Raw genomic sequence first — 24,247 nt, 5'->3', positions numbered from 1 at the left:
GCGTACGTTGCGGGCCCTTCCGTATGACGGTGCCGGCGCTGGGCCGTGCGGTCAGCTCTCGCTGCGCCGCAGGCTCGGCTTCAGGTCCTTGAAGCGGGCCAGCAGCCCGTTCACGAACGAGGGGGACTCGTCCGTCGAGAACTCCTTGGCCAGCTGGACGGCCTCGTCGATGGCCACGGCGTCCGGGGTGTCGTCCACCCAGATCAGCTCGTAGGCACCGAGCCGCAGGATGTTCCGGTCCGCGACCGGCATGCGGTCGAGTTCCCAGTCCACGGCGTAGGTGATGATCAGGTCGTCGATGCGGTTCACCTTGTCGGCGTAACCCTCGACGAGATCCATCGTGAAGGCGCTGACCGGCGGCTGCCGGTCGTCCGACCGCGCGTGGCGGATCCAGTCCGCGAGGACCTCGCGCACGGACACCCCGCGCTGGTCCGCCTCGAAGAGGATCTGGAAGGCGCGCTTGCGCGCATTGCTCCGAGCAGCCACGGGTTAGTTGCTCTTCCGGCCGAGGTAGTCGCTGGTGCGGGTGTCGACCTTGACCGTCTCGCCGGTGGTGACGAAGAGCGGGACCTGGATCTCGTAGCCGGTCTCCAGGGTGGCGGGCTTGGTGCCACCGGTGGAGCGGTCGCCCTGGACGCCCGGGTCGGTGTGCTCGATCTTGAGCTCGACCGCGGCCGGGAGCTCGACGTAGAGCACCTCGCCCTCGTGCTGGGCGACGGAGGCGGTGAAGCCCTCGATGAGGAAGTTGGCGGCGTCGCCGACAGCCTTCTTGTCCACCATCAGCTGGTCGAAGGTGGTCATGTCCATGAAGACGAAGTACTCGCCGTCCATGTACGAGAACTGCATGTCACGGCGGTCGATGGTGGCCGTCTCGACCTTGGTGCCGGCGTTGAACGTCTTGTCGACGACCTTGCCGGAGAGCACGTGCTTGAGCTTGGTGCGCACGAAGGCCGGGCCCTTGCCGGGCTTGACGTGCTGGAACTCGACGACGGACCAGAGCTGGCCCCCGTCGAGCTTCAGCACCATGCCGTTCTTGAGGTCGTTCGTGGAAGCCACGGTTGCGGAATCTCCTGCACTGGAAGACCACGGGTGCGCGCACAGCCCGGCACTGCGGGCTAGAGCGCGAGCAGCTCCTTGGTCGTAATGGTGAGTAGCTCGGGACCGCCGTCCGCCTCGGGGCGTACGACGAGCGTGTCATCGATCCGGACACCTCCCCGGCCCGGGAGGTGAACCCCCGGTTCGACGGTGACCGGCACGCAAGCGTCCAGTTTACCCATTGCCGTAGGTGCAAGCTGCGGGTCCTCGTCGATTTCGAGGCCCACGCCGTGTCCGGTCCACGGAGCAAGCGCTTCCGTGTGGCCCGCGGAGTCCAGGACGGAGCGCGCCGCATGGTCCACGTCCCGGTACGCGGCCCCCGGCAGCAGGGCCTCGCGCCCGGCCCGCTGGGCGGTGAAGACGAGGTCGTACAGCTCGATCTGCCAGTCGGCCGGGCTGGTCCCGATCACGAAGGTCCGGCCGATCTCGCAGCGGTAGCCACGGTAGTTGGCACCCAGGCAGACGGTGAGGAAGTCGCCCTCCTCCACCCTGCGGTCCGAGGGCCGGTGCCGGGAGCGGCCGGAGTGCGGGCCGGTGCCGACGGAGGTCGGGAAGGCCGGACCGTCCGCCCCGTGGTCGACGAGCCGCCGCTCCAGCTCCAGGGCGAGGTGCCGTTCGGTGCGTCCGACGAGGATGGACTCCAGCAGCTCGCCGAGCGCCTGGTCGGCGATCTCGGCCGCGATCCGCAGGTAGGCGATCTCCTCCTCGTCCTTGACCAGGCGCTGCTGCTCCACGGCGGTGCCGAGGTCGGCGAGGCGCAGCCCGGGCGCGACGGAGCGCAGGGCCCGGTGCCGCCCGACGGTCAGGTGGTGTTCCTCCACCGCGAGCGAGTCGGCGCGTACGGAGGCGGCCAGGTCGGCGGCGGCCACGGCCGGGTCCCCGCCGGGGCTGCCCAGGACGGAGACGTTCAGGTGTTCGTCGAGGCGGCCCTCGTCGGCCTCGCCGGTGGGCGCACCGGCACAGAACAGCATGTCCTCGGCGGGGCCGACGAGCAGCACCGCGCCGAGCGGGGACGCCCCGGAGAGGTAGCGGACGTTCGCCGGACGCGTGATCAGTGCGGCGGCGTTCCCCGCGGCGGCGCATCGGTCGCGAAGCAGGTCCCGGCGGGCGGCGTACACGTCTGACATGTCTTCGAGCGTACGAGCGCCCCGCGGATCCGGCCCGGCGAGCGCGTCCGGACGGGCCCCGGGCACGCGCCCGGCATGCCCCGCGCACTCCTCGGAACGGCTACCAGCCGCCGGGGGCCGACAGGGCGCGGGCCAGGGCCTCGTCGAGGGCGCGGGCGGTGCCCTCGACGTCGAGGTGGGTGTTGTCGATGATCGGCAGGCCGGAGCCGTACCAGCCGGCCATCCGGCCGTGGATCCGCGCGACCTCCTCGTCGGAGAGCCGGCGGTTGCCGGAGCGCTCGGCGTTGCGCTCCAGGACGATCTCCAGGCCGGGCAGGAGCACCACCGGCAGCAGGTTGGGGCCAACGTGCCGCTTCCAGCCGCCGAGGCCCACCACGGGCCGGTCGGGGAAGACGGCGTCGTCCAGGATGCAGGAGATGCCGTTGGCCAGGTAGTTGCGGGCGGCGAAGCCGCAGGTGCGGCGGGCGAGCCGGTACTGGGCCTCGGAGTGCTCGTTCCAGCCCGCCTGCGGGTCGGCGAAGCCGGAGCAGACCCACTCGCGGACGTCGTCCAGGCTCACGTGTGCGGTCGGTACCGGCCGGGTGCTGGCCCAGTGCCGGGCGACCGTGGTCTTGCCCGCGCCGGCCGGGCCGATCAGCAGTACGGCGAGGACGGCCCCGCCGGTACCCGCGACGGCGGGCGGCAGCGGGATGTGTCCGGTGGTCTCCGGCACGGCAGGCACTTGATGCGACTGATGGTGCTGGTGGGGCTGGTGGGGCTGGTGGGGCGGCTGGTGCGGGGACGGCGGCGGGGGTGAACCCGGCCAGCCCTGCGCCGGGGGTATCGGCGGCTGAGGGGGCGCCGACGGGCGCGGTCCCGGCTGCCCCCAGCCCGCGCCCCCGCCCCCCACTCCGTGCTGCATCCGCTGCCACTCCGTCTCGTTCCGGCGACTGATGCGAGAACGTTATATGACTGCCGGGGTCCGGCCGTCCACCAGCACCGTCAGGCAGGGTGTCAGGCGGGGATCTCGTCCGCCAGTGCGCGCAGCGCCAGCCGGTACGAACCGATGCCGAAGCCCGCCACCGTCCCGGTCGCCACGGCAGCGATGACCGAGGTGTGGCGGAACTCCTCCCGGGCGTACGGGTTCGAGATGTGCACCTCGATCAGCGGCGCCGTGCGCTGCGCGGCCGCGTCCCGCATGCCGTACGAGTAGTGGGTGAAGGCCCCCGGGTTGATGACCACGGGGATCTTCCCGTCCGCCGCCTCGTGCAGCCAGCGGATCAGCTCGCCCTCGTCGTTGGTCTCGCGGACCTCGACGTCGAAGCCGAGCTCCTCGCCCAGCGAACGGCAGCTCTCCACCAGGCCCGCGTACGAGGTGGCCCCGTACACGTCGGGCTCGCGCGAGCCGAGCCGGCCCAGGTTCGGGCCGTTCAGCACGAACACGCGCCGGCTCACGCCGACACCTCGCCGTAGGCGGCGATCAGGTGCGCCGGGTCGGGACCCTCCAGCACGGTCGGCTTGGCCAGCCCGTCGAGGACGATGAAGCGCAGCAGGTTGCCGCGGGACTTCTTGTCGACCTGCATGGTCTGGAGCAGCTTGGGCCACTGGTCACCGCGGTAGGTCAGCGGCAGCCCCACCGAGGCGAGCACCTCCTTGTGCCGGTCGGCCGTCGCGTCGTCGAGGCGGCCCGCGAGCCGGCCCAGTTCGGCGGCGAAGACCATGCCGACGGACACGGCCGCGCCGTGCCGCCACTTGTAGCGCTCGTTCTTCTCGATGGCGTGCGCGAGGGTGTGGCCGTAGTTGAGGATCTCGCGGAGTCCCGACTCCTTGAGGTCGCTGGAGACCACGTCGGCCTTGACCTGGATGGAGCGCACGATGAGCTCGGCGGTGTGCGGGCCCTCGGGCGTGCGCGCCGCCGCCGGGTCCGCCTCGATCAGGTCGAGGATGACCGGGTCGGCGATGAAACCGGCCTTGATGATCTCGGCGAGGCCGCTGACGTAGTCGTTGACCGGCAGCGAGTCCAGCGCCGCCAGGTCGCACAGCACACCCGCCGGCGGGTGGAAGGCGCCCACGAGGTTCTTGCCCTCGGCGGTGTTGATGCCGGTCTTGCCGCCGACCGCCGCGTCCACCATCGCGAGGACCGTGGTCGGTACGGCGACCCAGCGCACCCCGCGCAGCCAGCTGGCCGCGACGAAGCCCGCGAGGTCGGTGGTGGCTCCCCCGCCGACGCCGACGATCACGTCGGTACGGGTGAAGCCGGACTGGCCGAGAGCCTTCCAGCAGTAGGCGGCCACCTCGACCGTCTTGGCCTCTTCGGCGTTCGGCACCTGGATGGCGATCGCCTCGTAGCCCTGATCGGCCAGGTCGTCGCGCAGCGCCTCACCGGTCGAGGCGAGCGCCTCGGGGTGGATCACGGCGACCCGCTGGGCCTTCGTACCGATCAGGGAGCCGAGCTCGCCGAGCAGCTGATGCCCGACCAGCACGTCGTACGCGTCGTGTCCGGCGCTCGCGCCGACCTGGATCCGCGTCACCTGGTCTGTCATACGTCCTTCAACTCCAGAGCGTCGAGGACCGCCTGGGCGACCTCTTCGGGGGTGCGGTCGTCGGTGGCCACCACGACGCGCGCGACTTCGGTGTACAGGGGGCGCCGGGCGTCCATCAGCTCGCGCCACTGGCGGCGCGGGTTGACGGCGAGCAGCGGGCGCGCGGCGCCGAGGCCCACGCGCCGTACGGCTTCCTCGACGTCCATCGACAGATAGGCGACGGGCAGGCCGGCCAGCAGCTCGCGGGTGCCCTCGTCGAGGACGGCGCCGCCGCCGAGGGCGAGGACTCCGGTGTGCTCGGCGACGGCCGCGGCGACCGCCTGCCGCTCCAGCTCACGGAAGTACGGCTCGCCCTCGTCGACGAAGATGTCGGAGATCTCCCGGCCCTGGGCCAGGACGATGTCGGCGTCGGTGTCCCGGTAGGGGACGCCGAGCCGCTCGGCGAGCAGCGCCCCCACCGTGGACTTGCCGGACCCCATGGGCCCGACGAGGACGACGAGCGGTCCGCCCGTCACCGGATCTGCAGGTTGTCGAGGTAGGACTGGACGTTGCGGCGGGTCTCGGGGACCGAGTCGCCGCCGAACTTCTCGACGACGGCGTCGGCCAGCACGAGGGCGACCATGGCCTCGGCGACGATGCCGGCGGCCGGCACGGCGCACACGTCGGAGCGCTGGTGGTGGGCCACCGTAGCCTCTCCGGTGGCCACGTCGACGGTCGCCAGGGCGCGCGGGACGGTCGCGATGGGCTTCATCGCGGCGCGGACGCGCAGCAGTTCGCCGGTGGTCAGGCCGCCTTCGGTGCCGCCGGAGCGGCCGGAGGTGCGCTTGATGCCCTCGGGGGTGGAGACGATCTCGTCGTGCGCCTTCGAGCCGGGCACGCGGGCGAGCTCGAAGCCGTCGCCGACCTCGACGCCCTTGATGGCCTGGATGCCCATGAGGGCGGCGGCGAGCCGGGCGTCGAGACGGCGGTCCCAGTGGACGTGCGAGCCGAGGCCGACCGGGACCCCGTACGCCAGCACCTCGACGACGCCGCCGAGGGTGTCGCCGTCCTTGTGGGCCTGGTCGATCTCCGCGACCATCGCCTTGCTCGCGTCGGCGTCGAGGCAGCGCACCGGGTCGGCGTCGAGCTTCTCTACGTCGGCCGGGGTCGGGTAGACGCCGTACGGGGCCTTGGCCGCGGCCAGTTCCACCACATGCGAGACGATCTCGATGCCGGCGACCTCCTTGAGGAAGGAGCGGGCGATCGCGCCGAGCGCGACGCGGGCGGCGGTCTCCCGGGCGCTCGCGCGCTCCAGGATCGGCCGGGCCTCGTCGAAGCCGTACTTCTGCATGCCGGCGAGGTCGGCGTGGCCGGGCCGCGGACGGGTCAGCGGCGCGTTGCGGCCGGTGTCCTTGAGCAGGGAGGGGTCGACCGGGTCGGCCGACATGACCGTCTCCCACTTGGGCCACTCACTGTTGCCGACCATCACGGCCACGGGCGAACCCAGCGACAGACCGTGCCGGACTCCGCCCAGGAAGGTGATCTCGTCCTGCTCGAACTTCATCCGGGCACCGCGGCCGTAGCCGAGCCGGCGCCGGGCCAAGTGGTCGGCCACCAGCTCGGTGGTGACCGGAACGCCGGCGGGAAGCCCCTCCAGCGTCGCCACCAGTGCCGGTCCGTGGGACTCCCCGGCGGTCAGCCAACGCAACCTGCTCAACGATGCTCCTCATGCTCGCGCCTGGTACAGCGACGGCGCGATCGGGTGCGCGGCCCGGACCCGCCTCACCCGATCCTCCCATGTCCGGAGGGGTTTATCGGGCCCCGGTCCAGCTATCGGACGCCCAAGGCGTCAGCGGACCCGCCTGCCGCGCTCGCGGTGCCAGGTGATCGCCCCCCACAGGACGACGGAACCGAGGAGTCCGATCACGACCGCCTTGGCCCAGAGGGGCAGGCCGCCGAAGGCCACCCTGGCCATGGCGAAGAGCACGAAGGGGAGATCCCACTTCGACGCCAGTTCTTGATCAGTGCTGTTCCCGTCCATGCTTCCCCCTGTGAATACGCAGGTGGAAAGCCTAACGGGAGGCCAGTGCCCGCTCTCCGGCGGCCCTCATCGCCGCCAGCGGACCCGGGGTCCGGCCCGTCATCCGCTCGACCTGGAGGACGGCCTGGTGGACCAGGAGGTCCAGCCCGCCGACGACCTGGCCGCCCCGCCCCGACCAGGCCGCGGCCAGCGCCGTGGGCCAGGGGTCGTAGAGGACGTCGAAGAGGGTGCCCGCGCCCTCGGGCACGGACGCCGCCAGGGCGTCCGTCGTACCGGCCGGGGTGGTGGCGATCACCAGCGGCGCGGACAGTGCCGCGGCCGCCTCGGACCAGTCGGCCGTGCGGACGGGGACGCCGAGCCGCTCGCCCCAGTGCCGCATCTCATCGGCGCGGGCCGTGGAGCGGACGTACGCCGTGACCTCGCCGGAGCAGATCCTCGCGAGGGCGGCGAGCGCCGAGGAGGCGGTGGCCCCGGCGCCGAGGACGGCCGCGGAGGGCACCTTCTCGACGCCGCGCTCGTGGAGCGCGGCGACGATGCCGGGGATGTCGGTGTTGTCGCCGAGGCGTCGGCCGTCCTCGGTGAGGACGACCGTGTTGACCGTCTCGACGGAGGCGGCCGTGTCGCTGATGCCGTCCAGCAGGGGGATGATCGCCCGCTTGAGCGGCATGGTCAGCGACAGCCCGGCCCACTCGGGGCCGAGCCCGGCGACGAACTGCGGGAGCGCGGCCTCGTCGATCTCGAAGCGGTCGTACGACCAGTCGTCGAGGCCGAGCTCCTGATAAGCGGCGCGGTGCAGCACCGGTGAGAGGGAGTGCTCGATGGGCGAACCCAACACCGCGGCCCTTATGCGTGACATGTCCTGCTATCCGCCGTTCTTCTGCTTCTGCCGTTCCTGGAACTCGTTGGCCAGCTTGGTGTGCTCTTCGTAGGTCTTGGTGAAGGTCGTGGTCTTGCCGTCGACCGACACGAAGAACATCCAGCCGCCGTGGTCCGGGTTGAGCGTAGCGGTCAGCGCGTCCAGGCCCGGGTTGTTGATCGGCCCGGTGGGCAGTCCCCTGACGAAGTGCGTGTTGTAGGGGTGGTCGAAGGCCTGGGCTTCCTTCAGGTTGAAGTTGATCTCGCTCTGGTTCTTGACGTAGTTGTACGTCGAATCGAACTGGAGCTTCTGGTTCGTGACGTCGTTGGTCTTCTTGAGGCGGTTGTAGACGACCTCGGCCATCTTCCGGAAGTCGTCGTGGTTCTTGCCCTCGGCGTTGACGAGGCTGGCGACCGTGACCACCTGGAGCGGATTCTCCAGGCCCAGCTCCTTGGCCTTGCCCTCGAGGCCCAGCTCCGTGTACTTGTCGGTCGCGTTCTTGACCATCTGCTTGAGCAGGGAGTCGGGGGTGCTGTCCTTGCTGAGGTCGTAGCGCGCCGGATACAGGAAGCCCTCGAGCGGGTCGATCAGCTTCGGGTTGTTGTTCGCCCAGGCCGGCAGGCCGAGATTCTTGATCTCGCGCTTGGCGATCTCGGCGGTGGTGCCCTCCTGCTGGCCCAGCTTCTTGTCGATCGCGGCGTACACCGCGGTGTTGCGCATGCCTTCGGTGACCGTGATCACGTTCAGCTTCGAAGGGTCGCTCATCACCTCGACCGCGGACGCGGCCGACATCTTCTTCCGGAGCGGGTAGACACCGGCCTGGATGGCCTTGCCCGACGGGAGCTTGGACGCGGCGTCGACGAACGCCTGGCCGCTCGCGACGACGCCCGCCTTCTTGAGGATCAGGCCCATCTGCATGAGGCCCGAGCCCTTGGGGATCTCGACCTCGACGATGTCGCCGCTGCCCTCGCCCGCGAAGTCCTCGGCCGAGCTGAACCTGGCCTTGATGTAGTTGTAGCCGTAGTAGCCGCCACCGCCGACCACGCCGAGGATGACGACCGCGACGACCAGGCAGGCCGTGCCGCTGCGCTTCTTGGGCTTGCCGCCCTTCGAACGCCCGCCCCGGCGACCGTCACCGGGCTCGTCGCCGTCCCCGTCGTCGTCGCCGTCACGGCCGCCCCCGGCGGTGAGGAGGCCGCTCTCGGGCTCCTCCTCCTCGACGGGCTCGGGCTCGGGCTCCAGGTGACGCCGGCCCGGGGGCTGCGGCGGCGCGTAGGCGTCCTCCGTGCTGTACAGGTCGGGGGCCTCACCGGGGTAGCCCGCCACGGGCTGCTGGGTGTAGGGGTCCACGTGCGTGTACATGTCGGTCTGCACCGCGGCCGTGTACTGGCCCTGGCCGGTGTCCCAGCCCTGGTTGTCGTACACGGGCTGCTGCGGCTGGGGCTGCGCCTGCTGCTGCTGGGCATAGGCCCGCTGCTGCTCGGCGTACTGCTGGGCCGCGTACTGCTGCTGTTGCTGTTGCTGCGGGTACTGCCCCTGCGGGTACTGCTGCGGCGCATACTGCTGCTGCTGGTACGCCGGGTACTCCTGGTACTGCGGCTGCTGGGGGTACTGCTGCTGGTACTGGGGCTCCTGCTGATATTCCTGCTGCGGGGCACCGCCGTAGGGCACCTGGCCCTGCTGGGTCTGGTGCCCGGTCCACCCCTGGTCCCCGTAAAGGGGGTCCTCGGGGTGCCAGGGTTCGGGGCCACGGCCCCGGCCATACTCAGTCATCGGTCCCCTAGAGCCGCGAGACGGAGGCCACGGACTCCGTCGTCCGTGGCACCCGGTTCCGCCTCTTTGACGGTGGGCGACGGCTGTTCGAATGCCGTCTCATCGCGCGGAACGTTACCGTATCGCGATCAGACAACCACTTCGACGCACTCACCAGGCGGATTACCTGATACCCGTTCGGTCTCAAGAGCGTTCTGAAGGATCACCACAGCGGCGGCCTGATCGATGACCGACCGGCCCTTCTTGGCGTTCTTCCCGGAGGCCCTCAGACCCTGGGCGGCGGTGACCGTCGTCATCCGCTCGTCCACCAGTCGGACCGTCACCGGCTTGATGCCCTTGGCGAGTTCGTTCGCGAAGGCGCGCACCTTGGCCGCGGCCGGCCCCTCCCGCCCGCTGAGCGAGCGGGGGAGGCCGACCACGACTTCGAGGGGCTCGTACTCCTCGACGAGCTGCCGCAGCCGCCGGTGGGCGAAGGGGATGTCCCGGCCCGGAACGGTTTCCACCGGAGTGGCCAGCACCCCGTCGGGGTCGCACGAGGCGACCCCGATCCGGGCGTCCCCGACATCGATGGCGAGCCGGCGGCCGCGGCGCAGCGTCATCGTCAGACCGTCTCGACGACGAGGCGCTCGACGGCGCTGATGGCCTCCGGAACGGCGGCCGGGTTCTGGCCGCCGCCCTGGGCGACGTCCGGCTTGCCGCCGCCACCACCGCCGAGGGTCTTGGCGGCCGTACGGACCAGGTCGCCGGCCTTGAGGCCACGCTCGCGGGCGGCCTCGTTGGTGGCGATGACGGTCAGCGGGCGGCCACCGGCGACGGTGAACAGGGCCACGACGGCCGGGCGGTCGCCCTGGATGCGGCCCCGGACGTCGAGGACCAGCTTGCGCAGGTCGTCGGCGCCGATGCCGTCCGCCACCTGGCCGACGACGAGGGCGACGCCGCGGATGTCCTGGGCGTTCGCGGCGAGACCGGCGGCGGCCTGGAGGACCTTCTCCGCGCGGAACTTCTCGATCTCCTTCTCGGCGTCCTTCAGCTTGCCGAGCATGGAGGCGATCTTCTCCGGCAGCTCCTCCGGACGGCCCTTGACCAGCTCCTGGAGCTGGGCGACGACCGTGTGCTCCTTGGCGAGGAAGTTGTACGCGTCCACGCCCACCAGGGCCTCGACACGGCGCACGCCGGAGCCGATGGAGGACTCGCCGAGCAGCTTCACCAGACCCAGCTGGGAGGTGTTGCCGACGTGGGTGCCACCGCACAGCTCCTTGGAGAAGTCGCCGATGGTGACCACGCGGACGCGCTCGCCGTACTTCTCGCCGAACTCGGCGATGGCGCCCTGCTTCTTCGCCTCGTCGATGCTCATGATCTCGGCGGTGACGTCGAGCTCGCGCGACAGCACGTCGTTGATCTTCTGCTCGACGTCGGTGAGGACCGAGCCCGGGACGGCGTTCGGGGAACCGAAGTCGAAGCGGAAACGGCCCGGGGAGTTCTCCGAACCGGCCTGGGCGGCCGTCGGGCCGAGGGCGTCGCGCAGCGCCTGGTGGGTCAGGTGCGTGGCCGAGTGGGCACGGGCGATGGCCCGGCGGCGGTGCACGTCGATGGCGGCGTACGCGGAGGCGCCCACCGTCACCTCGCCGACCTGGACGGTGCCCTTGTGCACGGAGACGCCCGGGACCGGCTGCTGGACGTCCCGGACCTCGATGACGGCGCCGGTGTCGAGCTTGATCCGGCCCTGGTCGGCGAGCTGGCCGCCGCCCTCGGCGTAGAAGGGGGTGCGGTCGAGGACGACCTCGACCTCGTCGCCCTCGGAGGCGGCGGGCGCGGAGAGGCCGTTGACCAGCAGGCCGACGATGGTGGACTCGCCCTGGTTGGTGGCGTAGCCGGTGAACTCGGTGGCGCCCGAGCCGTCGGCGATCTCCCGGTAGGCGGACATGTCCGCGTGGCCGGTCTTCTTGGCCTTGGCGTCGGCCTTGGCCCGGTCGCGCTGCTCCTGCATCAGGCGGCGGAAGCCGGGCTCGTCCACGGAGAGGCCCTGCTCGGCGGCCATCTCCAGGGTGAGGTCGATCGGGAAGCCCCAGGTGTCGTGGAGCAGGAACGCCTTGTCGCCGGAGAGGACCGTGCCGCCGGCGGCCTTGGTCTCGGTCACGGCGGTGTCGAGGATGTTGGTGCCACCCTTGACGGCCTTGAGGAACGCGGCCTCCTCGGCGAGCGCGACGGTCTCGATGCGCTTGCGGTCGGTGACGAGCTCGGGGTACTGCTGACCCATCGTGTTGATCACGACGTCGACCAGGTCCTGGACGACGGGACCGGTGGCGCCCATGAGACGCATGTTGCGGATGGCGCGGCGCATGATGCGGCGCAGCACGTAGCCGCGGCCCTCGTTGCCGGGGGTGACGCCGTCGCCGATGAGCATGACGGAGGTGCGGATGTGGTCGGCGACCACGCGCATCGACACGTCGGTGCCCTGGGCGGCGCCGTACTGCACGCCGGTCAGCTCGGTGGCCTTGTCCATGACCACGCGCAGGGTGTCGGTCTCGTACATGTTCTGCACGCCCTGCAGGATCATGGCGAGGCGCTCGAGACCCAGACCCGTGTCGATGTTCTTCGACGGCAGGTCGCCGAGGATCGGGAAGTCTTCCTTCCCGTCGCCGGCGCCGCGCTCGTACTGCATGAAGACCAGGTTCCAGATCTCCACGTAGCGCTCGTCGTTGACGGCCGGGCCGCCCTCGACGCCGAACTCGGGGCCGCGGTCGTAGTTGATCTCCGAGCACGGGCCGCAGGGGCCGGGGACGCCCATGGACCAGAAGTTGTCCTTCTTGCCCAGACGCTGGATGCGCTCGGCGGGCACGCCGATCTTCTCGCGCCAGATCTGCTCGGCCTCGTCGTCGTCGAGGTAGACGGTGATCCAGAGCTTCTCCGGCTCGAGGCCGTAGCCGCCGTCCGCCACGGAGCTGGTGAGCAGCTCCCAGGCGTACTTGATGGCGCCTTCCTTGAAGTAGTCCCCGAAGGAGAAGTTGCCGCACATCTGGAAGAACGTGCCGTGCCGCGTGGTCTTGCCGACCTCTTCGATGTCCGGCGTACGGACGCACTTCTGCACGCTGGTGGCCCGCGGGGCCGGAGGCTTGGTCTCGCCGAGGAAGTACGGCTTGAACGGGACCATGCCCGCGTTGACCAGCAGCAGAGTCGGGTCGTCCGCGATGAGCGACGCCGAAGGGACAACGGCGTGACCGCGCTCCTCGAAGAAGCTCAGCCAGCGGCGGCGAATTTCAGCCGACTCCATCAGTGGTCCTCATTCCGGTCGTACGAAAACTTTGGTCGGTGGGTGGTCTTGCTGTTCTCGATGGCCCGCAGCCGCCGCGGCCCGGGCAGGGCCGTGACGTTGTCGGGCCGTTCGGGGTCCTGGTGGAGCCCCAGCGCATCGTTCAGCTCGTCCTCGCGCTGCGTCATTCCCGCCTTGACGTCGAGGGCGAAGTCCTTGAGGCGGTGACCCGCCTCCACGGCCTTGTCGGCGGCCTGGGCGGCGAGACTCTCCGGCGTCAGCTTCTTCAGCTGGCGGTTGACCTTGGTGGTGGCCCACACGCCGGCGGCTGCGCCGGCGGTGAACCAGAAGGCTCGGCGGAACATCGGCGGTCTCAGCCCTTCTGCTTACGGCGCCGGGCGGCAGGCACCGTACGGCCAACGATCACGGTACGTCGGGATGCCTTCGGCGGCATGCCGCCCGACGCGGCATCCCCCTTGCCCAGCGCCTTGCGGACGCCGTAGCCGAAGGCCGCGACCTTCACCAGCGGCCCGCCGAAGGCGGTGGCCACGGTGGAGGACAGTGCGGAGGCGTTCGAGGTGACCTCCTGGACGTCGCTCGCGATGGCGTCGACCCGGTCGAGCTGGGTGCGCGCGGAGCGGACGGTGGTGGAGGCGTCGGCCAGCAGCGGGACGGCCTGGTCGGTCACGTCGGCCACCAGCTTGGTGGTCGCCCTGAGCACCTGGGCCAGCCTCACCAGAGCCACGGCGAGGAAGGAGATCAGGATCGCCCAGAAGACGGCCACGATGATCCCGGCCACCTCTACACCGGACACGTCACACCGCTCTCTGTCTGTTCCTGAACTGCACGACTATTCGCCCTCCGACCCTATCGCGCCGGGGATCCCCGGCCGTACCGGAATTCGGGGTGGTCGGGGCCCGCCTTGAACGCAGCGCATCCGGACCAGTACCCTCCGTGTCCCATGCGACAGAGACCCCTTCGAAGTACTGCCGGGGGCAATCTTCCCTCGGAGCTCGGCCGGTTCATCGGGCGGGGTGGCGAACTCGCCGAGCTGGAGCGGCTCATGGAGTCCTCACGGCTCGTGACGGTGACCGGCGTGGGCGGGGTCGGCAAGTCCCGGCTCGTCCTCGCAGCGGCCCGGGCCGCCGGGGAGGGATCGCAGGAACGCTACTGCGACGGGGTGTGGCTGGCCGAGCTGGCCACCGTCCGGGATCCGGCGCTGCTGGAGCTGGCCCTCGCCGAGGCACTGGAGCTGACCGACCACACCACCCGACCGCCCCGGACCGTGCTGGCCGAGCATCTCGCCGGGCGGCGGCTGCTGCTGGTCCTGGACGGTTTCGAGCAGCTGGTCGACGAGAGCGCCGACCTGGTGCGGGAGCTGCTGCGGCGCTGTCCCGGCCTGTACGTCCTCGCGGCGGGCCGGCGGCCGCTGGCCCTGGACGGGGAGCTGGCCCTCCCGCTGGCCCCGCCGGCCCCTGAGGAGGCGCTGGCCCTGCTGGTGGCGCGGGCTTCCGCGGCCGACCCGGCCTTCGCCGTGACCTCGGAGAACCGGGCCGCCCTCGTCGAGCTGTGCGCCCGCCTCGACGGGATCCCGCTCGCACTGGAGCTGGCGGCGGGCCGGCTGCGGGCCCTGTCCCCCGCGCAGGTGCTGGCCCGGCTGGAGGACCGCTTCGCGCTGCTGACCGGCGGTGGGCGCGGCGGCCTCGCCCGCCACCGGGCGCTGCGGACCGCCATCGGCTGGAGCCATGAACTGTGCACGCCCGCGGAGCGGCTGCTGTGGGCGCGGCTGTCGGTGTTCGCGGGGCAGTTCGACCTCGACGCCGTCGAGTACGTGTGCGCGGGCCCGGATCTGCCGGTGGAGGACGTGCTGGACCTGGTCGGGGAGCTGCTGGCCCAGTCCCTGCTGGTCCGGGAGGAGACGCCCGCCGGGGTGCGCCTGCGGATGCTGGAGACCGTACGGGTGTACGGGGCGGGCTGGCTGGAGTCGCTCGGCGACGCGGGGCGCCTGCGGCGGCGCCACCGGGACTGGTACGTGGGGCTGGCGACGTGGTGCGAGCTGGACTGGTTCAGCCCGCGCCAGCAGGAGGTGGCCGCGCTGGTGGAGGCGGAGCTGCCGAATCTCCGGCTCGCCCTGGAGTGCTGCCTGGACGAGCCGGACGAGGCGCATCTGGGCCAGTACCTGGCGGGGACCCTGTGGTTCTACTGGGCGGGCTGCGGGCGCCTGACCGAGGGCCGACACTGGCTGGACCGGACCCTGGAGCCGGTGGACCGGACGGTGGAGTACGAGAGCTCGCGGCTGAAGGCCCTGTGGGTGCTGGGCTACGTCGCCGCCCTCCAGGGGGACGCGGCGGCCTCGATGAGCGCCCTGTACGAGTGCCGGGACGGGGCGGCGCAGAGCGGGAACCCGGTGGCGGCGGCCTACGCGGTGCACCGGATGGGATGCCTGGCACTGGTCTCGGACGACATGGCCCGGGCCCGGGAGCTGCTGGGTACGGCGCTGGAGCAGTACCGGGCGGCCGGCGAGCTGAACAGCAACGTACTGATGTGCCAGGTGGAGCTGGGGATGGCACTGGCCTTCCTCGGGGACCTGCCGGGCGCGCTCGCGCTGTGCGGGGAGGTCCGGGAGATCTGCGAGGAGCGCGGGGAGCGCTGGACGAAGGCGTACGCCCTGTACGTCCTCGCGTACGCGGCGCTCGACGCGGGGCGCACGCTGGAGGCCCGGCGGCTGCTGACCGAGTGCGTGGCGATCAACCACGTCTTCCACGACCTGGTCGGGCTGGTGCTCGCGCTGGAGCTGCTCGCGCTGGTCACGGTGGCGGAAGGGGACGCGGCCGAGGCCGCGGTGCTCCAGGGGGCGGCGGAGCCGATGTGGGGCGGGGTGGGGCTGCAGCTGTTCGGCTCGGGGTACTTCAACGCCCCGCGGCTGATGTGCCGGGAGCGGGCGGGCGAGCTGCTGGGCGCCGAGCGCTACGCGGCGTACGAGGCCGAGGGGCGGGAGCTGAGCCGTGAGGCCCTGGTGGGGCGTGCGCTGAGCAGCCCGGAGGAGCGCGGTGGCGCGGCCGGCGGGGCGTCCCGGCCGGGAGCACGGGGCGGCGGCGGGACGCGCGGCCCCAGGGTGTCGACGCGGGCCGCGGCGGACCAGCCGTAGGGGGCGTCCGGCGGACCGGGCCGGAAAGGGGAAAACCCGCCGCCCCCCGAAGGGGACGGCGGGCTGACCAGCCAGTGAGACTAGGCCTGCATCAGCGGGCGTAGTACTCGACGACGAGCTGCTCGTCGCAGATGACCGGGATTTCCTTGCGGTTCGGGTCGCGGTCCAGGCGGAAGGCCAGGGCCTTCAGGTTGACCTGCAGGTAGCGCGGGGTCTCGCCCTCGCCTGCGTAGCCACCCTCACGGGCAACCTGGAACGGAACCTTCTCGCGGCTGCGCTCGCGCACGGTGATGACGTCGTCCGGACGGACACGGAACGACGGCTTGTCGACCTTGTCACCGTTGACCTCGATGTGGCCGTGAACGACCATCTGGCGGGCCTGGTAGATGGTGCGGGCGATGCCCGAACGCAGAACCAGGGCGTCGAGGCGACGCTCGAGCTCGACGACAAGCGCCTCGCCCGTCTTGCCTTCGGCCTTCTTGGCGCGGTCGTACGCGCGGGCCATCTGACGCTCAGAGATGTCGTACTGAGCGCGCAGACGCTGCTTCTCGAGCAGACGAACCTTGTAGTCCGAGTTCTGCTTGCGGCCACGGCCGTGCTCGCCCGGCGGGTAGGGGCGGGCCTCGAAGTACTTGACGGCCTTCGGGGTCAGCGCAATGCCGAGGGCACGCGACTTCTTGACCTTGGGTCGCTTCTGGTTCACGGGGAACCTACCTCCATGTAAGTTAGGTGAGGCTTACCTTAGCGAGGAGGACGTAATGTCTCGACCACATGGGATCCCCCTGCCCAGTGCGCAACGCAGTTCGGATTCAGACGAAACAGAATCCGCTTGCGCCGACGATAAGCAAGGTCAGCCGCGTCCCAGGGAAGGCGTTCGGCAGCTCACCGGAGCCGAACGCGTACGAACCCTCGTAGAGTCCAACGCCTCAGTATCCCTCACTCTGATCGGTGCTCGTGACAGTCACGATGCCGAGGAGTTCGGGACAGGGCTGCCGGTCGCACGGACCGTCACCCCGGACGGGGACGTGATTCTCCTTGTTTCCGGGGAATCCACGGCTGCCAGAGCAGCCGCTCACGCCCAGGACGACGACCTCACCGCCGTGATCGAGATCACGGACGTGGCGCCGGTGTCCGTCCCACATCGTATCCGAGGCCGCGCCTGGCTGGCCGGGTGGCTGACGCCGGTGCGCGGGGAGGAGCGCGCGGCCTGCGCGGCGCTGCTCGCCGAGCGGCATCCGGTGGGCGAGCTGCTGGGCATGCGGGAGTCCCTCGACCCCCCGCACACCGGCCGCCCGGCCTGGATGCTGCTGCGCCTGGAGGTCGGCGAGATCTCGGTGGACGACCTGTGGGGCGCCGAGCACGTGGACCCGGAGGACCTGGCCGCGGCGGAGCCGGACCCGATGGTCGCGCACGAGACGGAGCTGCTGCAGCACCTGCACGCGGCGCACGGTGACCGGCTCGGCGAGCTGTGCGGCTTGCTCGGCGCCCGCGAGGCCCGCGGGATGAGCGCCGTCCCGCTCTCCCTGGACCGGCTGGGCCTGCGGGTCCGCTTCACCGGCGGCCCGGCCGGCTCCTTCGACGCCCGCTTCGACTTCCCGGAGCCGGTGGCGGACATCTGCGGCCTGCGCCGGGCGATGCACTCCCTGTTCTCGGCGGCCTCCCACTAGGCCGCAGGGCCCCGGGGCCTCACGGGGCGCAGGTGGCCGGCATGTCCTGCAGGGCGAGCTTCTCCGGCGCGGTCACGGACGCCCGTACTTCGCCTTGATGCCGGCGCGGCGGCGGGCGTACTCGCGGGTGGCGGCAATGCGCGGTGTACGGCGTCGCATGCGGGGAGCCCAGGGCCAGGCCGCCTTCCGGTCTGGGCCGACACTCTGCTGGCCGGTCCGCCGGGCGCCGCCTGCGGGCAGCACCCCCGCAGTGGCGCCGCGGGTCAGGACCCGGCGCCCCGGAGCCGCTCGCGGACCTTCTCCACCACGTCCGCGTAGCGGGCCTCGGCGCCGTACCGCGTCGGCTCGTAGTACCGCTTGCCCTGGATCTCGTCCGGCGCGTACTGCTGCGCCGCGATCGCGCCCGGCACGTCGTGCGGGTACACGTACCCCTGCGCGTGCCCCAGCTTGGCCGCGCCCTTGTAGTGCCCGTCGCGCAGGTGCGGCGGGACGGCGCCCGCCAGCCCGGCCCGCACGTCGGCGAGCGCCGCGCCGATCGCGGTGGTGGCGGTGTTCGACTTCGGGGCCAGCGCCAGCGCGATCGTGGCGTGCGACAGGGTCAGCGCCGCCTCCGGGAAGCCGATCATCGCCACCGCCTGGGCCGCGGCCACCGCGATCGGCAGGGCCGTCGGGTCCGCCAGGCCGATGTCCTCGCTCGCGGAGATCATCAGGCGGCGCGCGATGAACCGGGGGTCCTCACCGGCCTCGATCATGCGCGCCAGGTAGTGCAGCGCGGCGTCCACGTCCGAGCCGCGGATCGATTTGATCAGCGCGCTCGCCACGTCGTAGTGCTGGTCGCCGTCCTTGTCGTACCGGACCGCCGCGCGGTCGACCGCCTCCTCCAGCGTCTGGAGGGTGATCTCGTCCTCACCCTTGGCGATGGCCGACCCGGCACCGGCCTCCAGCGCCGTCAGCGCCCGCCGGGCGTCGCCGCCCGCGATCCGCAGCAGGTGCGCCTCCGCGTCCGCCGGGAGGGACACGGCCCCGGCCAGGCCCCGCTCCTCGGTGAGCGCGCGCCCCATCAGCGCGCTCAGGTCCCCGTCCGTCAGCGGTTCCAGCGTCAGCAGCAGCGAGCGCGACAGCAGCGGGGAGATGATCGAGAAGTACGGGTTCTCGGTGGTGGCCGCGATCAGCGTCACCCAGCGGTTCTCCACGGCGGGGAGCAGCGAGTCCTGCTGCGCCTTGCTGAAGCGGTGGATCTCGTCGAGGAAGAGGACGGTCTCCTTGCCGTACCCGCCGGCCGCGCGCTTGGCGCCCTCGATGACGGCCCGTACTTCCTTGACGCCCGCCGTGATGGCGGAGAGCTCCACGAACCGCTTCTGCGTGGCCTGGCTGACCACGTACGCCAGTGTCGTCTTCCCGATGCCGGGCGGGCCCCAGAGGATCACCGACGAGGCACCGGCCGGGCCGCCCGCCCCTTCCCCGACCAGCCGCCGCAGCGGTGATCCGGGCTTCAGCAGGTGCTGCTGGCCGACGACCTCGTCCAGGGTGCGCGGGCGCATCCGGACGGCGAGCGGGGAGCTCGCGGGGTCCTTCTCCCGGCGGTCTTCGGCAGCGGCGGTGAACAGGTCTGGTTCCACACAGGAAGCCTATGCGAGCCCACCGACAGGGCCGCTCGCCGTCAGGAGGTCCAGAAGTCCCACCAGCGGGTCAGGATCAGCATCCCGATGATCCCGACGTGCAGCACGGGCAGGACCCAGGTGAACTCGTCGAGGAAGGACCTCAGCCAGCCCGGCGCCGGCAGCAGCCCCTCGCGGACGTTGTGAGAGGTGACGTACCAGAACATGAAGATCGTGGCGACCCAGGCCAGGCAGCACCACAGGCAGAGCGAGTTGATGTTGTACAGCGACTGGTACATGAGCCAGGCGCAGAACACGACGCCGAAGAGGGTGCCCGCGTTGAACGTCAGCCAGTACCAGCGGCGGAACGAGGCCCCGGCCAGCATGCTCATGCCGACGCAGATCACGATGCCGTAGGCGACGAGTCCGAGCATCGGGTTCGGGAACCCGAAGGCCGACGCCTGGTCGCTCGTCATGATGTTGCCGCAGGAGACGATCGGGTTGAGGCTGCAGGCCGGCTTGAAGTCCGGGTCCTCCAGCAGCTTGAACTTGTCGATCGTGATCACCCAGGCGGCGAGCAGACCCGCGGCCCCCGTGATGACCAGCAGGATGGCCAGGGCCCGGCTTCCCCCGACGGTCCTGCCCCGGGCGGTGTCCGCGTCCGCACTTCGTGTCGTCATACCGCCCGCTCCACATCTGCAAGGTGATCAAGCACGGGCCATTGTGCCGCATGAGCCTGTGAACGGACGGGGCCGGGGAAGGATCCCCGGCCCCGTCCTGAGCGCTCCCGTTCCGCTGCCGTCAGGCGAGGCGGGCCCGGACCGTGTCGACCAGTTCCGCCACGGGTACGGCCGACTGCTCGCCGGACTCCATGTCCTTCAACTGGACGACGCCCTCGGCCAGGTCCCGCTCGCCCACGACGACCGCGAAGCGCGCACCGCTGCGGTTCGCGTCCTTCATGGCGCCCTTGAGGCCCTTGCCGCCGTACGACATGTCCGCCGCGACGCCCGCCTTGCGCAACTGCGTCACGAGCCCGAACACGGTCGCCTTGGCCTCGCCCAGCGCCACCGCGAACACCGACGTCGACGCCGGGATGTCGAGCTCCACGCCCTCGGCCTGGAGCGCGAGGACCGTACGGTCCACGCCGAGCGCCCAGCCCACCGACGGCAGGGCCGGTCCGCCGATCATCTCGGACAGACCGTCGTAGCGGCCGCCGCCACCGACCGCGGACTGCGAGCCCAGGCCGTCGTGGACGAACTCGAAGGTGGTGCGGGTGTAGTAGTCCAGCCCGCGCACCAGCTTCTCGTCGTCCTCGAAGGGCACGCCGGCCGCCGTCACCAGGGCGCGGACCTGCTCGTGGTACGCCTTGCACGCGTCGCACAGGTAGTCCCGCAGCACCGGGGCGCCGACGAGCTGCTTCTGCACCTCGGTGCGCTTGTCGTCGAGCACGCGCAGCGGGTTGATCTCGGCCCGGCGCACGGTCTCCGCGTCGAGGTCGAGGCCGCTCAGGAAGGACTGGAGCGCCTCGCGGTACACCGGGCGGCACTCCTTGTCGCCCAGCGAGTTCAGCAGGATCCGGAAGTTGCGCAGGCCCAGCGAGCGGTACGCCTGGTCGGCCAGGATGATCAGCTCGGCGTCCAGGGCCGGGTCCTCGGCTCCGATGGCCTCGGCGCCGACCTGGGAGAAGTGGCGGTAGCGGCCCGCCTGCGGCTTCTCGTAGCGGTAGTACGAGCCGGAGTACCAGAGCTTGACCGGCAGGTTGCCCTTCTTGTGCAGGCTCGCCTCCAGCGCCGCGCGCAGCACGGAGGCCGTGCCCTCGGGGCGCAGGGCCAGCTGGTCGCCGCCCTTGGTCTCGAAGGCGTACATCTCCTTGGAGACGATGTCGGTGGACTCGCCGACGCCGCGGGCGAAGAGGCCCACGTCCTCGAAGCCGGGGGTCTCGATGTAGCCGTAGCCGGAGTTGCGCAGGGGCGCCGCGATGGCCTCGCGCACTGCGAGGTACTTCACGGAGACCGGCGGGATCAGGTCGTACGTGCCCTTGGGGGCCTGGAAAGTAGCCACGAAGCTTTTGTCACATTCCTCGTCGTGGAGCGGCGGTGCCGTCTCCGAGCCCGGCGGCGACCTCCCGCAGGTACGGGTTGGTCGCGCGCTCACGGCCGATGGTGGTCTGGGGACCGTGGCCGGACAGCACCACGGTCGAGTCGTCGAGCGGCAGGCACACGCGGGCCAGCGACTCGAGGATCTCGGCGTGGGAGCCGCCGGGCAGGTCGGTGCGTCCGATGGAGCCGGCGAAGAGCAGGTCGCCCGAGAAGAAGACCGGCGGGATGTCGGCCAGCTCGGGCATCCGGAAGGTCACCGACCCCTTGGTATGCCCCGGCGCGTGCGCCACGGAGAATTCCATTCCGGCCAATTTCAGGGCGGCGCCGTCGGTGAGCTCGCGGACGTCGTCCGGCTCCCCCACGGTCAGCTCGCCCATGAGCGGCATCCCGATGGAGCGGCCCAGCGCCTTCTCCGGGTCGCTCATCATGAAGCGGTCCTCGGGGTGGATCCAGGCCGGTACGTCGTGTGCTCCGCACACCGGGACCACCGAGGCCACATGATCGATGTGGCCATGGGTCAGCACGACCGCGACGGGCTTGAGCCGATGCTTCTTGAGCGTCTCCTCGACACCCTGGGCGGCCTGGTGGCCCGGGTCGATGATGACGCACTCCTCACCGGCGGCGGGGGCGACCACGTAGCAGTTGGTGCCCCAAGCGCCTGCGGGGAACCCGGCAATCAGCACGTTCGTCCTCAATCGTCGTCCGGCGGGAGGCTGCAGACAGGAATCCTGCTGCTCAGAGCCTACCGGCGCCGCTCATTACACAGCGAACCCATATACGGTACGGCCTATCCCAGCCCGGACAGCAGTACCAGACACGTACAAGGAGACGACCCGGTGGTCACGAGCGATCAGCGACGGCGACAGCTCGCCAAGGAGAAGTACGAGCGCCAGCAGAAGCGCCGGGCCGAGGCCCGGAAGAAGTCGCGCCAGCGGGCGGCCGTGATCGGCGCGGCGTTGGCGGTGGTGATCGCGACACTGGTGGGCCTGATCGTCGGCGGTGTCTTCGACAAGGACAAGAAGGACCAGGCCGCGGACCCGTCCGCGAGCCCGTCGGCCTCGGCGAGCGAGCCCGCGCCCAAGCAGTCCCCCTCGCCGGAGATGGCGATCGACCAGAAGGCGAAGTACACCTTCGCGCTGAAGACCAGCGCGGGTGACATCAACTTCACGATGGACGCGGCGAAGACCCCGCAGACCGTGAACTCCTTCAAGTCGCTCGCCGACAAGGGCTACTTCAACAACACCAAGTGCCACCGCCTGACGGCCGGCGGGATCTTCGTGCTCCAGTGCGGCGACCCCGAGGGCACCGGCCGGGGCGGCCCCGGCTACAACATCGCGGACGAGAACCTCGACTCGCTGGGCAAGCCCAACGAGCAGGGCCAGGTCGTCTACCCGGCCGGCACGGTGGCGATGGCGAACACGGGTCAGCCCGGCTCGGGCGGCAGCCAGTTCTTCCTGGTCTACAAGGACAGCCCGCTGACGCCGACGTACACCCCGTTCGGCAAGATCGACGCGGCCGGCCTGAAGGTCCTCGAGGAGATCGCGAAGGCCGGTACGGTCGACGGCGGCCAGGACGGCGCGCCGAAGACCGAGGTCAAGATCGAGAAGGGCGCGGTCACGCAGAACTGACGTGATGCGGCGGCCCCGGGCCCGGCCGGCCCGCATCCCGTACGCCGATATTCCGTCGTGCGGGATGCGGACAGCCGGCCCGGCGGTCGCCTATGTTGGCGTTGTGCAGGGCGGGCGCTGCCCGCCCCAGGAAACTGTGGACGATGCCCAGGGGGTGAACCCCTCGCAAGGCATCAGGTGGAGGAGGCGCTGTGAGCAGCGACCCGTGGGGCCGAGTCGACGAGACGGGCACCGTGTACGTGCGTACTTCCGATGGCGAGCAGGTCGTCGGATCGTGGCAGGCCGGCACCCCTGAGGAGGCCCTGGCCTATTTCGAGCGCAAGTACGAGGGCCTGGTGGTCGAGATCGGCCTCCTCGAAAAGCGGGTGCGGACCACTGATCTGTCCGCCAAGGACGCCCAGACGGCGATCGACCACCTGCGTACGCAGGTCGACGAGCACCACGCCGTGGGCGACCTGGACGCCCTGCGGGTGCGGCTGGACAAGCTGGTCACGACCGTGGAGTCGCGCCGCGAGGAGCGCAAGGTCGCGAAGGCCAAGCAGACGGACGAGGCCCGTGCGGCCAAGGACGCGCTGGTCGTCGAGGCCGAGCAGCTGGCGCAGAGCGACCAGTGGCGCAGTGCCGGTGAGCGGCTGCGCGCCCTGGTGGACATCTGGAAGGGGCTGCCGCGCCTGGACCGCAAGTCGGACGACGAGCTGTGGCACCGGTTCTCCCACGCCCGTTCCGCCTTCTCCAAGCGCCGCAAGGCGCACTTCGCCTCGCTGGACGCGCAGCGCGAGGATGCCCGCAAGGTCAAGGAGAAGCTGGTCGCGGAGGCCGAGTCGCTGTCGAAGTCGACCGACTGGGGTCCGACGGCCGCCCGCTACCGCGAGCTGATGGCGGACTGGAAGGCGGCGGGCCGGGCGCAGCGCGAGTCCGAGGACGACCTGTGGAACCGTTTCCGCGGTGCGCAGGACGTGTTCTTCGCGGCCCGCAGCGAGGTCTTCGCCGAGCGTGACGCCGAGCAGATCGAGAACCTGAAGCTGAAGGAGCAGCTGGCCGACGAGGCCGAGAAGCTGGTCCCGATCACGGATCTGAAGGCGGCCCGTGCCGCGTTCCGCTCCCTCAACGAGCGCTGGGAGGCCATCGGCCACGTGCCGCGGGACGCCCGGCCGAAGGTCGAGGGCCGGATGCACTCCGTCGAGCGGGCGATCCAGGAGGCCGAGGAGGGCGAGTGGCGTCGTACGAACCCGGAGGCGCGGGCCCGTGCGGCCGGTCTCACGGGTCAGCTGCAGGCGGCGGTCGACAAGCTGCGTGAGCAGATCGACGCGGCGCGCGCGGCGGGCAACAACGCCAAGGCCGACAAGCTGGCGCGCGAGCTGGAGGGCCGCCAGGCCCTGCTGGACCAGGCTCTGAAGGGCCTGGAGGAGTTCGGCGGCTGACAGGCCGCCCCGCACGAGGAGGCGGCCCCGGTACGCGAGTACC

Annotated in this window: 24 protein-coding genes; 4 read left to right on the top strand and 20 right to left on the bottom strand. The window is 71.1% G+C overall.

Annotation, left to right across the window (positions count from 1 at the left end):
* Positions 1 to 51 precede the first annotated feature (51 nt).
* From nusB to ACWGE1_RS27410, 15 genes are all read right to left on the bottom strand, one after another.
* The gene (gene nusB / locus ACWGE1_RS27480; protein WP_453423152.1) at positions 52 to 486 is read right to left on the bottom strand and encodes a transcription antitermination factor NusB; all 435 of its coding nucleotides are present in this window, start codon (positions 484 to 486) and stop codon (positions 52 to 54) included.
* A gap of 3 nt (positions 487 to 489) precedes the next feature.
* On the bottom strand, positions 490 to 1,056 hold the full coding sequence (efp, locus tag ACWGE1_RS27475) for an elongation factor P (protein WP_327386411.1): 567 nt from the start codon (positions 1,054 to 1,056) through the stop codon (positions 490 to 492).
* Positions 1,057 to 1,115: 59 nt separating this feature from the next.
* The gene (locus ACWGE1_RS27470; protein WP_453423151.1) at positions 1,116 to 2,222 is read right to left on the bottom strand and encodes an aminopeptidase P family protein; all 1,107 of its coding nucleotides are present in this window, start codon (positions 2,220 to 2,222) and stop codon (positions 1,116 to 1,118) included.
* Positions 2,223 to 2,322: 100 nt separating this feature from the next.
* Positions 2,323 to 3,123 carry an AAA family ATPase gene (locus tag ACWGE1_RS27465; RefSeq protein WP_453423150.1) on the bottom strand — a complete coding sequence of 267 codons (801 nt, stop codon included), beginning with the start codon at positions 3,121 to 3,123 and terminating at the stop codon, positions 2,323 to 2,325.
* 92 nt (positions 3,124 to 3,215) lie between these two features.
* On the bottom strand, positions 3,216 to 3,656 hold the full coding sequence (gene aroQ, locus ACWGE1_RS27460) for a type II 3-dehydroquinate dehydratase (RefSeq protein WP_453423149.1): 441 nt from the start codon (positions 3,654 to 3,656) through the stop codon (positions 3,216 to 3,218).
* Positions 3,653 to 4,744 carry a 3-dehydroquinate synthase gene (gene aroB / locus ACWGE1_RS27455; protein ID WP_453423148.1) on the bottom strand — a complete coding sequence of 364 codons (1,092 nt, stop codon included), beginning with the start codon at positions 4,742 to 4,744 and terminating at the stop codon, positions 3,653 to 3,655. The genes aroQ and aroB overlap by 4 nt, the downstream gene beginning before the upstream one ends.
* Complete coding sequence (locus ACWGE1_RS27450; protein WP_453423147.1) at positions 4,741 to 5,259, bottom strand: shikimate kinase; 519 nt, start codon at positions 5,257 to 5,259, stop codon at positions 4,741 to 4,743. Before ACWGE1_RS27450 ends, aroB begins: the two co-directional genes overlap by 4 nt.
* Positions 5,256 to 6,440, bottom strand: coding sequence for a chorismate synthase (gene aroC / locus ACWGE1_RS27445; protein ID WP_453423146.1), 1,185 nt, complete (start codon positions 6,438 to 6,440; stop codon positions 5,256 to 5,258). The genes ACWGE1_RS27450 and aroC overlap by 4 nt, the downstream gene beginning before the upstream one ends.
* Positions 6,441 to 6,572: 132 nt before the next feature.
* Positions 6,573 to 6,764, bottom strand: a complete 192-nt coding sequence (locus ACWGE1_RS27440; protein ID WP_453423145.1) for a hypothetical protein — start codon at positions 6,762 to 6,764, stop codon at positions 6,573 to 6,575.
* A gap of 31 nt (positions 6,765 to 6,795) precedes the next feature.
* Positions 6,796 to 7,620, bottom strand: coding sequence for a shikimate dehydrogenase (locus ACWGE1_RS27435; RefSeq protein ID WP_453423144.1), 825 nt, complete (start codon positions 7,618 to 7,620; stop codon positions 6,796 to 6,798).
* Between the two features lie 6 nt (positions 7,621 to 7,626).
* Complete coding sequence (mltG, locus tag ACWGE1_RS27430; RefSeq protein ID WP_453423143.1) at positions 7,627 to 9,393, bottom strand: endolytic transglycosylase MltG; 1,767 nt, start codon at positions 9,391 to 9,393, stop codon at positions 7,627 to 7,629.
* Between the two features lie 128 nt (positions 9,394 to 9,521).
* A complete protein-coding gene (gene ruvX / locus ACWGE1_RS27425; RefSeq protein ID WP_150256582.1) occupies positions 9,522 to 9,992 on the bottom strand; it encodes a Holliday junction resolvase RuvX in 471 nt (156 codons plus the stop codon).
* 2 nt (positions 9,993 to 9,994) lie between these two features.
* Positions 9,995 to 12,664, bottom strand: coding sequence for an alanine--tRNA ligase (gene alaS / locus ACWGE1_RS27420; RefSeq protein WP_453423142.1), 2,670 nt, complete (start codon positions 12,662 to 12,664; stop codon positions 9,995 to 9,997).
* A complete protein-coding gene (locus ACWGE1_RS27415) occupies positions 12,664 to 13,008 on the bottom strand; it encodes a DUF6167 family protein (protein WP_453423141.1) in 345 nt (114 codons plus the stop codon). Before ACWGE1_RS27415 ends, alaS begins: the two co-directional genes overlap by 1 nt.
* A gap of 8 nt (positions 13,009 to 13,016) precedes the next feature.
* Complete coding sequence (locus ACWGE1_RS27410; RefSeq protein WP_453423140.1) at positions 13,017 to 13,457, bottom strand: DUF948 domain-containing protein; 441 nt, start codon at positions 13,455 to 13,457, stop codon at positions 13,017 to 13,019.
* Between the two features lie 147 nt (positions 13,458 to 13,604).
* Here ACWGE1_RS27410 and ACWGE1_RS27405 point away from each other — a divergent pair, with 147 nt between their 5' ends.
* Positions 13,605 to 15,791: an ATP-binding protein gene (locus tag ACWGE1_RS27405; RefSeq protein ID WP_453423139.1), complete on the top strand. Its 2,187-nt coding sequence runs from the start codon at positions 13,605 to 13,607 to the stop codon at positions 15,789 to 15,791.
* 91 nt (positions 15,792 to 15,882) lie between these two features.
* On the opposite strand, the gene rpsD is transcribed toward ACWGE1_RS27405, so the two are convergent.
* Positions 15,883 to 16,494 carry a 30S ribosomal protein S4 gene (gene rpsD / locus ACWGE1_RS27400; RefSeq protein ID WP_008740451.1) on the bottom strand — a complete coding sequence of 204 codons (612 nt, stop codon included), beginning with the start codon at positions 16,492 to 16,494 and terminating at the stop codon, positions 15,883 to 15,885.
* Positions 16,495 to 16,816: 322 nt separating this feature from the next.
* On the opposite strand from rpsD, the gene ACWGE1_RS27395 reads away from it, so the two are divergent.
* Positions 16,817 to 17,458 (top strand): DUF2470 domain-containing protein, encoded by a 642-nt coding sequence (locus ACWGE1_RS27395; protein ID WP_453423138.1) that lies wholly within the window; start codon positions 16,817 to 16,819, stop codon positions 17,456 to 17,458.
* Positions 17,459 to 17,721: 263 nt separating this feature from the next.
* On the opposite strand, the gene ACWGE1_RS27390 is transcribed toward ACWGE1_RS27395, so the two are convergent.
* The 4 genes from ACWGE1_RS27390 to ACWGE1_RS27375 form a co-directional block, all read right to left on the bottom strand.
* Complete coding sequence (locus ACWGE1_RS27390) at positions 17,722 to 19,077, bottom strand: replication-associated recombination protein A (RefSeq protein ID WP_453423137.1); 1,356 nt, start codon at positions 19,075 to 19,077, stop codon at positions 17,722 to 17,724.
* Between the two features lie 41 nt (positions 19,078 to 19,118).
* Complete coding sequence (locus ACWGE1_RS27385; protein ID WP_453423136.1) at positions 19,119 to 19,736, bottom strand: vitamin K epoxide reductase family protein; 618 nt, start codon at positions 19,734 to 19,736, stop codon at positions 19,119 to 19,121.
* 121 nt (positions 19,737 to 19,857) lie between these two features.
* Positions 19,858 to 21,117: a histidine--tRNA ligase gene (gene hisS, locus ACWGE1_RS27380; RefSeq protein WP_453423135.1), complete on the bottom strand. Its 1,260-nt coding sequence runs from the start codon at positions 21,115 to 21,117 to the stop codon at positions 19,858 to 19,860.
* A gap of 10 nt (positions 21,118 to 21,127) precedes the next feature.
* Positions 21,128 to 21,838 carry an MBL fold metallo-hydrolase gene (locus ACWGE1_RS27375; RefSeq protein WP_453423134.1) on the bottom strand — a complete coding sequence of 237 codons (711 nt, stop codon included), beginning with the start codon at positions 21,836 to 21,838 and terminating at the stop codon, positions 21,128 to 21,130.
* 153 nt (positions 21,839 to 21,991) lie between these two features.
* Here ACWGE1_RS27375 and ACWGE1_RS27370 point away from each other — a divergent pair, with 153 nt between their 5' ends.
* The gene (locus tag ACWGE1_RS27370; RefSeq protein ID WP_453423133.1) at positions 21,992 to 22,783 is read left to right on the top strand and encodes a peptidylprolyl isomerase; all 792 of its coding nucleotides are present in this window, start codon (positions 21,992 to 21,994) and stop codon (positions 22,781 to 22,783) included.
* A 191-nt stretch (positions 22,784 to 22,974) separates the two neighbouring features.
* Entirely contained in the window at positions 22,975 to 24,204 is a 1,230-nt protein-coding gene (locus ACWGE1_RS27365; protein WP_453423132.1) for a DUF349 domain-containing protein, read from the top strand.
* Positions 24,205 to 24,247 lie beyond the last annotated feature (43 nt).

It is taken from the genome of Streptomyces sp. NPDC054932 (genome assembly GCF_053610205.1).
This window is presented reverse-complemented; position numbering and strand designations above follow the sequence as displayed.